This is a genomic window from Pseudomonas sp. Irchel s3a12 (assembly GCF_900187485.1).
In the GTDB taxonomy this organism is placed as follows: Bacteria; Pseudomonadota; Gammaproteobacteria; order Pseudomonadales; family Pseudomonadaceae; genus Aquipseudomonas; species Aquipseudomonas neuropathica.
The window spans coordinates 1-13,717 of sequence record NZ_FYDN01000022.1 but is presented as its reverse complement, the minus strand read 5'-3'; the positions used below and the strand labels follow the sequence as shown (position 1 = coordinate 13,717).

At 59.6% G+C, this 13,717-nt stretch carries 11 protein-coding genes and 1 pseudogene; 3 read left to right on the top strand and 9 right to left on the bottom strand.

Annotation, left to right across the window (positions count from 1 at the left end):
• The first annotated feature begins 74 nt into the window (after positions 1 to 74).
• Positions 75 to 1,754, top strand: coding sequence for an MFS transporter (locus CKW14_RS27945; RefSeq protein ID WP_007919119.1), 1,680 nt, complete (start codon positions 75 to 77; stop codon positions 1,752 to 1,754).
• 46 nt (positions 1,755 to 1,800) lie between these two features.
• Here CKW14_RS27945 and CKW14_RS27940 read toward each other — a convergent pair whose 3' ends face one another.
• The 5 genes from CKW14_RS27940 to CKW14_RS27920 form a co-directional block, all read right to left on the bottom strand.
• Complete coding sequence (locus CKW14_RS27940; protein ID WP_095049973.1) at positions 1,801 to 2,031, bottom strand: hypothetical protein; 231 nt, start codon at positions 2,029 to 2,031, stop codon at positions 1,801 to 1,803.
• Positions 2,028 to 3,059, bottom strand: a complete 1,032-nt coding sequence (locus CKW14_RS27935; protein WP_245398052.1) for a catalase family peroxidase — start codon at positions 3,057 to 3,059, stop codon at positions 2,028 to 2,030. Before CKW14_RS27935 ends, CKW14_RS27940 begins: the two co-directional genes overlap by 4 nt.
• Positions 3,056 to 4,513 carry an aldehyde dehydrogenase family protein gene (locus CKW14_RS27930; RefSeq protein ID WP_095126550.1) on the bottom strand — a complete coding sequence of 486 codons (1,458 nt, stop codon included), beginning with the start codon at positions 4,511 to 4,513 and terminating at the stop codon, positions 3,056 to 3,058. Before CKW14_RS27930 ends, CKW14_RS27935 begins: the two co-directional genes overlap by 4 nt.
• 19 nt (positions 4,514 to 4,532) lie before the next feature.
• Positions 4,533 to 6,044 carry a GMC family oxidoreductase gene (locus tag CKW14_RS27925; RefSeq protein WP_095126549.1) on the bottom strand — a complete coding sequence of 504 codons (1,512 nt, stop codon included), beginning with the start codon at positions 6,042 to 6,044 and terminating at the stop codon, positions 4,533 to 4,535.
• A 116-nt stretch (positions 6,045 to 6,160) separates the two neighbouring features.
• A complete protein-coding gene (locus CKW14_RS27920; protein ID WP_095049969.1) occupies positions 6,161 to 7,090 on the bottom strand; it encodes a LysR family transcriptional regulator in 930 nt (309 codons plus the stop codon).
• 287 nt (positions 7,091 to 7,377) lie between these two features.
• Here CKW14_RS27920 and CKW14_RS27915 point away from each other — a divergent pair, with 287 nt between their 5' ends.
• Complete coding sequence (locus CKW14_RS27915; RefSeq protein WP_095049968.1) at positions 7,378 to 8,313, top strand: LysR substrate-binding domain-containing protein; 936 nt, start codon at positions 7,378 to 7,380, stop codon at positions 8,311 to 8,313.
• Positions 8,314 to 8,383: 70 nt separating this feature from the next.
• Positions 8,384 to 8,602 carry a hypothetical protein gene (locus CKW14_RS27910; RefSeq protein WP_095049967.1) on the top strand — a complete coding sequence of 73 codons (219 nt, stop codon included), beginning with the start codon at positions 8,384 to 8,386 and terminating at the stop codon, positions 8,600 to 8,602.
• Between the two features lie 49 nt (positions 8,603 to 8,651).
• On the opposite strand, the gene CKW14_RS27905 is transcribed toward CKW14_RS27910, so the two are convergent.
• The 4 genes and pseudogenes from CKW14_RS27905 to CKW14_RS27890 all read right to left on the bottom strand — a co-directional run.
• Entirely contained in the window at positions 8,652 to 10,496 is a 1,845-nt protein-coding gene (locus tag CKW14_RS27905) for a hypothetical protein (RefSeq protein WP_095126548.1), read from the bottom strand.
• Positions 10,497 to 10,723: 227 nt separating this feature from the next.
• Complete coding sequence (locus CKW14_RS27900) at positions 10,724 to 11,440, bottom strand: DUF72 domain-containing protein (protein ID WP_095126581.1); 717 nt, start codon at positions 11,438 to 11,440, stop codon at positions 10,724 to 10,726.
• A gap of 140 nt (positions 11,441 to 11,580) precedes the next feature.
• Entirely contained in the window at positions 11,581 to 13,377 is a 1,797-nt protein-coding gene (locus tag CKW14_RS27895; RefSeq protein WP_095126547.1) for a thiamine pyrophosphate-requiring protein, read from the bottom strand.
• Positions 13,378 to 13,621: 244 nt separating this feature from the next.
• A pseudogene (locus CKW14_RS27890) lies at positions 13,622 to 13,717 on the bottom strand (IS110 family transposase); the annotation flags it as partial.

The window sequence follows — 13,717 nt, the reverse complement described above, 5'->3', positions numbered from 1 at the left end:
GCCACAAGGCCAGAGTGCGACAAGCAGTAACGAGGGACTCCGGCCTACAACAATAAGCACGACGGAGAACACCCATGGCCACAATCGACACAGCATCCACCGGCAGTCCACCGCGCAGCGGCGGCATCACCAAGGAGGAGCGCAAGGTTATCTTCGCTTCATCCTTGGGCACGGTTTTCGAGTGGTACGACTTTTACCTTTATGGCTCTCTGGCAGCGATCATCGCCAAGCACTTCTTCGCTGGCGTTAACGAAACCACCGCGTTTATCTTCGCCCTGCTTGCCTTCGCCGCCGGGTTCGCGGTGCGGCCGTTCGGAGCCATTGTGTTCGGCCGTCTCGGCGACATGATCGGGCGCAAACACACCTTCCTTATCACCATCGTCATCATGGGCGTCTCCACCGCAATTGTCGGCATATTGCCCGGTTACGCGACCATTGGTGTTGCCGCACCGGTCATCCTCATCACTCTGCGCTTGCTCCAAGGCCTGGCGTTGGGCGGCGAGTATGGCGGCGCCGCGACCTACGTGGCCGAACACGCGCCGCGCAACAAGCGCGGCTTCTTCACCTCGTGGATTCAAACCACCGCGACCCTCGGCCTGTTTCTGTCGCTGCTGGTGATCCTCGCCTGCCGCACGGCGCTGGGCACTGAAGCCTTCGAAGCGTGGGGCTGGCGGATTCCGTTTCTGTTGTCGATCCTGCTGCTGATCGTCTCGGTGTACATCCGCCTGCAGCTGAGCGAGTCACCGGTGTTCCAGAAAATGAAAGCTGAAGGCAAGGCGTCGAAAGCGCCGCTGACCGAATCCTTCGCGCGCTGGGACAACCTCAAAGTGGTGATCATGTCATTGCTCGGCGGCACGGCCGGGCAAGCGGTGGTCTGGTACACCGGGCAATTCTACGCGTTGTTCTTCCTGCTGCAGACGCTGAAGATCGACCCGCAAACCGCCAACCTGTTGATCGCCGGTTCGCTGCTGATCGGCACGCCGTTCTTCGTGATTTTCGGCAGCCTTTCCGACCGGATCGGGCGCAAGCCGATCATCATGGTCGGGTGCATGCTGGCGGCGCTGACGTACTTCCCGATCTTCCACGCGCTGACCCAGTACGGTAACCCTGATGTGTTTATCGCCCAGGAGAAGAACCCGGTCAAAGTGATCGCCAACCCGGATCAGTGCTCGTTCCAGTTCGACCCGGTGGGCAAGGCCAAATTCACCAGTTCCTGCGACCTGGCGAAGACCCTGCTGGCAAAACGGGCGATCCCGTATGAGAACGTGATTGCCGAGCCGGGCACCGTCGCACAAGTGCGCATCGGCGATAAAGTCGTCGAGAGTTTCGAAGGCAGCGCCCTGCCGGCCGCCGACTTCAAGACCCGCAACGATGCGTTCACCGCGACCCTCGGCACCGCGCTCAAGGAAGCCGGTTATCCGGAGAAAGCCGACCCGGCGAAAACCAACTACCCAATGGTGTTGCTCCTGCTGACCGTGCTGGTGATCTACGTGACCATGGTTTATGGCCCGATTGCCGCGTGGCTGGTCGAGCTGTTCCCGACCCGCATCCGCTATACCTCGATGTCGCTGCCGTATCACATCGGTAACGGCTGGTTTGGTGGCTTCCTGCCGACGGTGGCGTTTGCCATGGTCGCCGCGACCGGGGATATCTACTACGGCTTGTGGTATCCGATCGTGATTGCGGTGATGACAGCGATACTGGGCACGTTCTTCCTGCCGGAAACCAAGGATCGCGACATTCTCAAGGATTGAACCCGATGCGTCGCCCTCCCCGTCAGTGGAGGGCGACGCGCAGGTTTCAACGCAGCAACCAGCGCGCCGTCAGCCTAGCGCTCAACGGCAGCATCCAGTAGACCATGTTGAAAGAGATCAACCCGGCCACCACCACTTTGAACAGCCATGCTGGCCATTGCAGGTTCGCCACCTCCAGCAGCGCCGCCAATCCCCAGGGCATGCTCACCGACAGCGGCAAAACGATCAGCCATGACAATACCCACTGCTTCCAACGGGCCCCCGAAGGGCTGCTCATCGTTGCTGTCGCCGGAGTACCGCGCGCTGATAGATGCGATCCCGCGCCAGTGTCATTGGATCGGCACTGAGGCTGATGCCGTCAAGCAAACGTCCCGGACTGAAGGCCAACTGCTGCTGGGCGCCGAACTGCGCATCGGCCGGCGCCAGTGAGTCGAGGCTGAAAATGCCCAACTCGACCTCCTGATGCTGACGCGACCACGCAACGGAGCCGTCTTCGATAGCATCCTCCGCTGACGCCAATTGCAACACCAGACGCAGCGTCAGCGATCCTTTGGCCAGTTGCTCTGCCATTTCCGACTGCAAGTAATCCGCCGGCTTCGCCGCTGCCTCGGCGTCACTCAATAGCGGCTGCATGAGCAGTGGCTCGATACGGTAACGGCCGATTGTTTCAACGCCCCGATGATTACTGAATACCAGAGCATTGACCGCGAAGTACTCGAGCCCCGCATAACTGCGCGGCGCCGGTTTCGGTGCATCGAGGAAAGCCCGCGCCCGTGGATGACTCGCCAGAAAGCTGTGCAGGGGCAGCGGATCGGGAGGTGTGGCGACATTAGCGGCAATGCCTTGCAGGAAGATCAGAAAATCTTCGGGCGTGGCCACCGGAAAGCCGTCGAACGAGTGCGTCACGATATCGGTGACCTCGCCGCCGGCCAGGGTAAACCGAACTGCCAGACCACGCGGGCTGGCCAGCGGATCTCCGTCAGCGGTGGCGGGTACGCCACTGAAGTTGGAGAACCGCAGTACCACCGGCACCGTTTGCCCCTGCAAATGCGCAGCCCGGCTGAGGGTGCTGGCGTTCGGCGAAGCCTTGAATGTACCGTTTACCAACAGGCCTTTGGCATGGGTCGCACGAAACCCCGGATGACGGCCGAAGGTGGCATTGAGCGCATCGAGCAAAGCGTCGTACAACGGCTCTGGGGCCATCGTGTCATTCCTTGTGTCGTTGGCAGACAAGGCTGAGGAAGATGCCAGCGTCCCGGCCAGCACGGCGCCGATCAGCAAGCGTTGCAAGCACACGGCATTCATGCCTGACGCAGACCGGGATTGAGTGCGATGTGTTTGTACTCGATGAAATCATCCATGGCCGCCACACCGTTAAGCCTGCCCTGCCCCGATTGCTTACAGCCACCCTCTTCGAATTCGTCGAACACCATGGCCCAATCGTTGATCCAGACGGTACCGACCTCCAACTCGTGGGCAACGCGTAACGAGCGATCGACATCACGGGTCCAGACGCTGGCCGCCAGACCGAACTCGCTGTTATTGGCCAACTCGATTGCCTCGGCTTCGCTGTCGAATACCTGCAAGGTCAGCACCGGCCCGAAGGTCTCTTGCTGGACAATAGCCATGTTTGGATCACTGACACGCAAGAATGTCGGTCGATAAAACGCGCCTTTAGCCAGTGGCCCTTCCACGACCGGCCCACCGCGCACAATCACTTGCGCTCCATCGACAATTGCCTGCTCGACCACTTGATTGACCCGTTGCACATTGGCTTTGTCGATCAACGGCCCCATTTCACTGGCCGGATTTGCTGCGGGCCCCACGCGCACGGCCTCAAGAACGGCCGCCAGACGATCAGTCAGTGCCTTGGCAATATCGCGCTGCACCAGCAGTCGCGAACCGGTCATGCAGAACTGGCCGGCGAACACCGTCAAGGCTTTGAGCAGCACCGGAACGGCTGCCTCGAGATCGGCATCGTTGAACACCAGCATCGGCGTTTTACCGCCCAGTTCCAGACCAAAACGCTTGAGGTGTTGCGCCCCTGCCGCCGAGATCGCCCGGCCAGTGCCGGTACTGCCGGTAAAACTGATCACCGGCACCTTTGGCGACTCGACCAGATGTATAGACCCCGCCGCACCCGCTTCGCTGAACAGATTGATCACACCGCGCGGCAGTGACCGCGCCTCGCTCATGATGCGTGCGACCAATGCATTGGTCTGGGCGGTCTGCCCCGGCATTTTGATCACAGTTGTACAACCGGCGGCCAACGCCGGTGCCAGCGAACGAATCATCAACACCACCGGTGAATTCCACGGCACGATGATGCCTGCCACACCGACAGCCTGGCGCAATACAAGGGAAATCCGCCCCGGTGTCGGCTCCGCTGCGCGCCCATACTCGGTACGCGCCAACGCCGCGTAATAACGCAACTTGGACGGCACCATGCGCACTTCAAATTCCGCTTGCGGACGGATCTTGCCGTTTTCCAGCGCCAGTGTGTCAATCAACGCTTCGGCGTTACGTTCGAAGGCCTCCGCCAGCTCCAGCAGCACCGTGCCACGCAGGGCGCGATCGTCTTTCCAAGAGGACTGCGCAAACGAACGCAGGGCAGCTTCAATGCCCCGTTGCGCGGTATCCGCGCTCCCCTCGGCATAACAACCAATCTGCTCATACGTCGCGGGGTCAATCGAGTCTTTGTAAATACCGGAATCGTGCCATTGGCCATCGATCCAATTCAAAACGGGAGTGTTGTTCATAGCAGCATCGTCCTGACAATTAGGCGTAAAGCGCGGCGATTTTTTCCGCAAAAGCAATCACAGTGATGTTGGTGGCTACCGACGGCACATCGGGGAAGATCGACGCATCGACCACGCGCAGCCCGTGCAGACCAAGGACCCGGGCCTGCAAATCCACCACGGCATGCTTGTCACCGAGCACACCCATCGGAGCGGTTGAAGTTGGATGGTGATAGGTGTCCAGGCTCGCCCGGACGCTGGCCAACAGCGCTTCGTCCGACGCAACCCCCGCCCCCGGATTGAGTTCGCTGTGAATCAGGGCGTTCAACGGTGTTGTGCCACCGATCCTGCGGGCCAGGCGAATGCCGTCGAGCAGGCGCTGACGGTCCTCGGGTTCGGCGAGAAAATTCAGATCGATGATCGGCGCTGTAAGCGGATCGCGACTGGCCAGAGTGAGCGTGCCTCGGGACCGTGGCCGCGTGAGCGCAACCGCCAGCACGAAGCCGATGTTGGTCGGGCTCTGTTCGTGGGGAAACAGGTGCGTCGCAGTGATGTGCAGGTCCAGATCGCCGGACTCCGCGCTGCGGCTGTGGGACCAGAGTTTGGCGCCGATGGCCGGGGATTGACGGCCAATCAAGCGTGGATTGGCCGCGTAGGCGTTGTAGTAAAACGGATGATCCTGCAGTTGTTGGCCGACTGGCAGCGTTGCCACCACGGGAATCTGCAATGCCCGCAGATCGGCATCCGGACCAACGCCGGAACGCAGCAGAATCGCCGCACTGCCATAGCTGCCCGCGCTAAGAATGACCTCAGCGGCGCGCAGTTGCGTGCCGTCGCTCAATTGCACTCCGATCGCGCGTTGACCGTCGAACAAGACCTTATCCACCAGGCTGTCAGGGCGGATGTGTAAGTTGCCACGAGTGCGCACCTCATCGTTGAGGTAGGCCATACCGGTGTTGATGCGCACACCGTCGACGACGTTCATCGGGTACGGACCAACCCCGTTGGCATCGGCGCCATCAAAGTCGTCGATGATTTTATAGCCGTAGGAGAAAGTCGCCTGAATAAATGCCCGCTGCATTGGCGTGACATCCAGATGGCTCAGTTGCTGTACCGGAAGCGGCCCGGCATGCCCGTGCAAAGCACTGTCACCACGGCTGTGGCTTTCCAGTTTCCTGAAAAACGGCAGCAGGTCTTCATAGCCCCAGCCCGGCAGATTCCAGCGCGCGAAATCACTGGGCCGTGCCCGGATCGCCACGGCACCATTGATCGCAGAGCTGCCGCCTAACACTTTGCCGCGCACGGCGCCAATCGGATGCTCGATGTAGCCGGCCCGGGTTTTGTAACCCCACTCGAACTGCGGGTTGCCATTGGCACCGACAATGTCGCTGTTGGCGACAATGTCTGGATAGTCGTTCACGGCAAAACTGTTGCCTGCTTCCAACAGCACGACCTGGCGCTGGCTGTTCTCGCTCAAACGCCGCGCCAACACTGCACCAGCCGAACCGCCACCGACGATCAGTACGTCGACGGTATCAAGGGTGTTCTTCATGCATTTCTTCCCTGTCAGACGCAGGAGTGGCGTCTGTTGGGAACAAGCATATGGAAGGACTCACACGCTCATAAGCAGGCAAAAACCGAATCGGGGTTTCGTTAATTCCGAACGACTCACTGCCTTTGGCGAGCATGCTCGGCAAGCTGCTTTTCCCACGCGGGTGGACTGCCGATCTGCTCACTGAGAAAGCTGATCAGCGCCTGCAGTTTCGGTGAAGCGCGCAGGGATTGCCGATACACCGCCGAGATATTTCCGCCGCGCGGTGCATACGCTGGCAACACCTCTTGCAGTTCGCCAGCGACCATCGGCTGCGCGGCAAGAAACGTCGGCAGAATCGCCAGGCCCATGCCGGCCTTGGCCGCTTCCATGAGTTGATGGGCATTGTTGGTGCGCAGGCGACAGCGCACGCGAAACGACTCCAGCGTGTTGTTCACCGGCAGCGTCCACATGCCATGGGGCTCGCGATTGACATAGAGCATGGCGAAATGGCGGGACAGTTCCTGCGGCGTCTGTGGTGTACCGTGAGCAGCGAGATAGTCGGGGCTGGCGCAAATGACGTGGCGGTTGGCGGTGATGTTTTTCGCCACCAATGAAGAATCAGGCAGCTCACCAATACGGATTGCGGCGTCGTAGCGCTCTTCGTGCAGATTGACATACCGATCGTCGAATTCGACATCCAGTTGCAATTGCGGGTAACGCACCGCGAATGACGACAGGATCGGCGTCAGATAGCGAATGCTGAACGCCATCGGTGCAGCCAGCCGCAGGTTGCCACGCAAGCTCGACTGGGAGGCTTGTACAGCGTCTTCGGCATTTTCGACTTCAGCCAGAATGCGCACGCAGTAGCGATAAAACACCTCGCCCGAATCAGTCAGGCGCGCCTGCCGTCCGCGTTCCAACAGAATACTGCCCAAGCGTTTTTCCAGGTTTTGCAGACGTTGGCTGACCATCGATTTAGCCATCCCTAAACGGCGTGCGGCTTCGGAAATACTTCCGGTGTCGACCACCATGACGAAAGCATGCATCTCACAGAGTTTGTTCACGTAGTTAATCCAAAGAAATCGCACAGGCCTGCGCAACCGGCGCGCAGATCTCGGGGGTGGTTCAGGCTATTACAAAGCGTGGTTTGAGAGTGTCAGCCAACTTGGCCATCATGCTGACGATCGGCTTGAAATTGATCAGCGGGGCCACGCCAGCCTGGACATTCAACGTCGGCAATCTAAAACCCCGCTGACCCATCGCGGTAGTCGCAAAAACGGACTGGTGTTTCCCATACAAGGGACGATCCGCCTTGTATAGTTAGCGCCTTCTGACTGAATGGATTTCGACCGTGCTGGATCTCAATGACCTTCAGTACTTCGTCATGGTGGTGGATCATGGCGGTTTCGCGCAGACCGCCCGCGCCTTGGGCATTCCCAAGTCCAATCTGAGCCGACGCATCGCCCAGCTCGAAGAGCGCCTCGGTGTGCGCCTGATCATCCGCAACACCCGCCACTTCACAGTCACGGAGCTGGGGCAAACCTATTACGAGCGTTGCCGTGCGATGCTCAAGGAAGCCGAAGCCGCAGAGGCCGCGATCGCCCTGACTCACGCCGAGCCGGGCGGCGTGCTGCGCGTTACCTGTCCATCCGTACTGCTGGAAGAGTGCGTGGGCGCAATCATCACGCGTTTCATGGCTATCCACCCGCGCATGGAGGTGCATCTGGAGGCGACTGATCGTCAGGTCGATGTGGTCGCCGAGGGTGTCGATCTGGCGTTACGGGTACGCCCGCCGCCCCTGCAGGACTCCGAGTTGGTCAGCCGCGTCATGTCCCAGCGGCCACAGTGTCTGGTTGCGAGCCCCGGACTGCTGAGTCGTCTGGGCACGCCGAGCGCACCAGAAGATCTGGCCCGGTTCCCCAGTGTTCATCATGGCAGTCCGCAACGCGATTACAGCTGGACTCTGTTTCATCAGGACGGTTCGGAATTCACCCTCCAGCATCGCCCGAACCTGATTACCAAAGGCCTGCCGATGCTGCGCTGCGCGGCGATCGACAGCGTTGGCGTTGCGCAGATGCCAATGTCGTTGGTACACGACTTCATTGAGCGAGGGGAACTGATCGTGGTCCTGCCTGACTGGGCGCCGAGAACTGAAATGATTCATGCAGTGTTTGCGACCCGGCACGGGATGCTGCCGTCTTCGCGCTTGCTGATTGATTTCATGCTGGAGCAATTCAGATTGCTCGATGATCCCCTGCGTGGCATGCGCAAGCCGCCATTGGTTTGATGCCCCGCAAAAATATCGAACGCCCACCGCAACGGCGCCTCCAATGTTTACATCACTGGAGGTCAGCACCATGAATAGCGATGACAGCAAAATCCAGAACGCCCCGCCCACCGACACCTCCGGCAAACCGGTGAATGTGGTCAAGCGCGATCTTGAAGACAGGGACGATGACACCGAAGCCGTTGATGAGGTCATCACGCCTTCGTCTAACCGCGTAAAGGAGCAGGACGCCGAGACGCTGCAACGCAAGATCGATGAGATCGAACGAAAAGTGGCCGATGGCAACTAGGCCGCGTTGGGAGCGGATGGAGTACATCCGCTCCCGCAGCGCATTGAGCTCACGCCGGTTGGAACGTCGATTCGAGCAGATGACCGTCGATGAACTGACCGTTCTGCACCTGAAGCAGTACCTGACGATCGGATTGATCGAACAGTGAGCGGTGCAGTTGCCTGGCGTTGATCGGGCCATTTTTCAGATCATTGTCGAGCGCCGCCAGTTGCGATTTGAAGCGTTGCAAGTTGTCGGCACTGCCACTGAAAAACAGCGTGTTGCTTAACTCCATCTGGGCACTGTAAATCTGCTGGTTCGCCGCAGCGGTCACGGTCAGGCGCTGCAGATTGTCCAGCACTTTCGCCGCTTCGGTGCGGTAGCGTGCCAATGGTTTTTCCATGTGCAGCAAGGCGTAAGCGACCACGCGCAACTGCGTGACTTGCAGATAGCTTTGAACCCAAATGTCCATCCGCGACAGACTTTCAAGCAAAGCCACCCGGGAGGAGTCGGCGTTGAACAGCTTGCCTGTTTCGACGGCCTTCGCCTTGTCCACCTCTTTGTTCATCTCCCGCTCGAAATACGTCTCCAAGGCCACCAGGTCGACCTGGCGGTTTTCCAGTTGCATCAGCGCAGCCGCATCAATGCCTTCCTGTGGATAGTGATCAAGCAGGCTTTGCACGTAACCCACCAGCCCGGTCAAATCATCACGGCGCAGGTTGATCAGGTCTTCTTGCACTTCATCCAGCTGGCGCTTGATGGCGGAAAGTTTCTCATTGATATCGTGCAGGTGTTTCTGCCCGACCGCCGACGAGACGGCATTCCATAGCGCACCACTGAGCATAATGTTTTGCAGGTTGTCGGGGCTGAACAAGTGCGCATTTTCCTTGATGCGCCCGCTTTCGGTGACGAAGGCACGCACCGCACCTTCTTGATCCTTGGCTTTGGTCAACGTCTCAAATGGCAGACTGCACACAACGTAGTTGCCGTTTTGCAACTCGGCCAGCGCCGCCAGGCCCGGGACATTGGACAGCAATGGGTTGAGTGCGCTGAGTTGCCCGGCGGGAATGGCACTGCCGGTGATGACCGGCGCGCGGTCGAACACACTGATCTTCATTAACGTACCGCCCGCCTCATCGGCCAGCACCATGTCCTGCAGCGCCGCGCCCTGCCCGGCCAGCGTTGCAGGATTGGCCAGTTTTGGCGCAACGGGCGCTTGTGCATCCGCTTCCTGACGCAAACGGATCCAGCCCATCTGCGCCACGAACGGCACGGTGACCCGATACGCCTCTGCCGCCGCGCTTTGCGCCCCGATGCCTGCCGTGACCAACAATCCCAGCGGGTTCAAACGCAGGCCGGTGGAAACAGCGGTGAACAACGCTGCACTACCGCCAGCCGACAAGCCCATGATCGTACCGCTCACACCAAGTCCCAAGGCCGATGCCAGCGAGAACGTACCGGACAAGACTTTGATGTGCGTGCTGCGTTCGTGCCGTTGCGCAGCAGGCATTTCACGCCATTCGGCACCAAACAGGGCCAGCGCAATTTCCCGCTCCTTCTGCGCCAGTGGCTTGTCCGCAGGGCTCTTGCCGTTCAGCTTCTTGTACACGTCGTCAACGATTTCGCTGTAGGCCACCGCAGTACGGCCGAGTGCGCGGCGCGCGAGGTTCATTGCCGAATTGCCGCCGAACTGCTGCAATTCATGGCCCAGCAGTGCAAGCAGTGGTGCGGAGTATCGATCGGCACGGGGATCATGTTTGGCCAGAATCAACTGTTTCTTGCACTCGGCGTCCAGACCCGCCCGGCCTCGGCCGAAATCGCTGATCACGTCCACCAATACATCGATTTCCTCGGCGCTGGCAGCCTGCATCTGCGCCAGTAACGTCTCATCGCACACCCATTGTTCCTTCAACATTGCCTCTCCTGCACTAAACAATCGGCTCGAATACCGGTAAATCATCGCTCAGAGCGAGCGCGCCATCAAAAAGATATCACAGTAGATATTGCAGAAAGGGTCTGACAGACCAAAGTCTTAACGTGCAGCACATCGCGCAGCCGCAATCAGGTAATCATGAATACGTTGGCCGTTTCGTCCTGCGACGCACCTTTGGCACACTGCCTATGAGCGGAGAAACTGTTGACTCATTCTGTCGTCAGCGTCGCCAGCGCCAGGGCATTGCCCAGTGCTGCGCCGCTGGCGGTGTTGTCGAAAATGCACCAGGTCGTGGCACCTGCAGCGGTCGCTGACAGCAAGGCGTGTGCGAGGTGTTGCAGATAAGGTGAATCGTAGGCGCTGTGGTAAATGCGCGGTGAGCCGTGCAGGCGCCAATACTGTGTTCCCGCCCAGCCACCTGGCGAAATATCACGGCTGATGCGCGAAGGATCGACTGCTGCTTGGGCGATCCGGTGAGTCATTAATATAGGCTCGGCGCTGCCCCACGATTCATGCCTTGGCTCAAGCACCACCGCGCCGGAGAAGCGCTCGCGCAATGTCGTGAAAAAGGTTTCGGCGCTGGCGGCGTCAAACGCCAGCGAAGGTGGTAACTGCACCAGCAAGCAGCCCAAGCGTTCGCCCAGACCGCCGCATTCAGCCAGAAACCTGTCCAGCGCCGCCTCGCAACCTGCCAGGCGTAATTCATGGGTGATGTGTTTGGGCATTTTCACCGAAAAACGGAAGGCCTCCGGTACGCCATCGGCCCAACGCTCATAGGTTTGCCGGCGATGCGGGCGGTAGAACGAGCTGTTGATTTCCACGCCGTTGAGTCGCGCGGCGTAGCGCTGCAAATGCGTGCCCTCTACCGGAAATACCGGCCAGTGCTCGCGTCCCAGACTCCAGCCTGCACAGCCGATGAAAATCAAAAGCACACCTGCGGGTTTCTCCTGCCTGATCGTTCCTACGCTCTGCGTGGGAATGCCTCAAGGGACGCTCCGTGTCCAGTGACGCGGAGCGTCACGGGCTGCATTACCACGCAGAGCGTGGGAACGATCAAACCTGTGCGTTAACCTGTTATTTTTTTGCCGGGCAGCATTGCGCCGAGCACCTGTTTGGCGGTTTGCACGATCACCCCGGCTTCATCCGGATCGCCCTTGAGCAACGTCGTGGCGAATTTCTTCGCCTGCTCAAGCTTGATGTGCGGCGGCAAGGGCGGCACGTTCGGGTCGGTCTTGAACTCGATCACCACCGGCACTTCCGAGGCCAATGCCTTTTCCCACGCAGCGGCGACGTCTTCTTCGCGATCGACAAAGATGCCTTTCAGGCCAATGGAAATGGCGAACAAGTGGTAAGGCACGTCCGGGATACTTTGCGACGCTTCGAACTTCGGATCGCCCTCCATCACTCGCTGCTCCCACGTGACCTGATTAAGATCCTCGTTGTTGAACACCGCGCAGATCCATTTCGGACTCGCCCATTGCCGCCAATATTTGGCGACGGTGATCAGTTCGGCCATGTTGTTCATCTGCATTGCGCCATCGCCCACCAGCGCAATCACTGAACGCTCGGGATAAGCAAACTTGGCGGCAATCGCGTAAGGCACTGCGGCGCCCATGGACGCCAGGCCACCGGACAACGAGCACTGCATGCCACGGCGGATTTTCAGGTCACGGGCGAACCAGTTGGCGCAGGAGCCAGAGTCGCTGGTGATGATGGCCTCATCGGGCAAGCGTGGCGACAGCTCATAGACCACCCGTTGCGGGTTGACCGGGTCGGCTTTGGCCATGGCGCGTCTTTCCAGGGATTTCTCCCAACTGCTGCGCCAGCCTTCGATTTTCTTGCGCCACTTGTTGGAGGTTTTCTGTTCGAGCAGTGGCAATAACGCGGCGAGGGTTTCCGCCGAGTCGCCGACCAGATTGACCTCCATCGGATAACGCAGGCTGAGCATGTCGGGCTGCAAATCGATCTGCACACCGCGCGCCTGGCCTTCTTTGGGCAGAAACTCCGAATACGGAAAACCCGAACCGATCATCAGCAAGGTGTCGCACTCACTCATCAGCTTGTAGCTCGGTTCGGTGCCGAGCAGGCCGATGCTACCGGTGACCCAAGGCAGATCATCGGGCAGCGCGGCTTTGCCCAATAATGCCTTGGCGACGCCGGCACCGAGTTTCTCCGCCACGGCGATGACTTGATCCGTCGCCTGCAATGCCCCGGCGCCAACCAGAATGGCGACCTTCTCGCCCGCATTCAAAACATCGGCGGCGCGCTGCAGATCCTCTTCATAAGGCAGCACTTTGGGTTTCGTGTAACCCACCCCGGAATGCGCGGTGCCATGCGCGCGAGCCGGTGCTTCATACTTCAGTTCCTGCAAATCGTTGGGCAGAATCAGCGCGGTCACCCGGCGTTCTCCCACGGCCGTGCGCACGGCCCGATCGAGCAAATGGCGCACCTGCGAAGGCGCCGAGGCCTGCTGTACAAATGCCCCGGCGACGTCTTTGAACATCGACACCAGATCCAGCTCTTGCTGATAGTGACTGCCCAATGCCGTGCGTGCCTGCTGGCCGACGATGGCGAGCACCGGCATGTGGTCCATGCGCGCGTCATAGAGGCCGGTGATCAGGTGCGAGGCGCCGGGGCCGGAAGTGGCGATGCACACACCCAGCTCGCCGGTGAACTTCGCGTGTGCCGAGGCCATGAACGCGGCCATTTCTTCATGCCGCGCCTGAACGAATTCGATTTTGCCCTTGGCCCGACTCAGCGCGCCGAACACGCCGTTGATCCCGTCGCCCGGATAACCAAAAATTCGCGTAACGCCCCATTCACTGAGCCGCTCAACCAAAAAATCTCCCACTGTCATCGTCATCTCGATCCTCGTCTTTCTCCGCTGCATGGAGCTGCCCCGGCAGAACATCCGCCGAGAGGTCTAAGGGTCTGGACAGTTGGGTTGTTGGCGAAGTTTCGATTGGTTTCCTCAGGCCAATCCTTGTTTGTTTTTCTGAGTCCCCCACAAGACCTGTCGATCGGTGGTGAGGCCATTCGCGAGCAGGCTCGCTCCCGCAGGGAATTGAGTTGCAAATGTGGGAGATTCTATGGTTGAGGGGAAGCCCTCAACTGACTTTTGTCTGGTATTCGCTTTGCCCTTTCAGCAAGGCGAATACCACCCGAGCAAGTTTGCGAGCCAGCATCACCAACGCCTGCGTGGT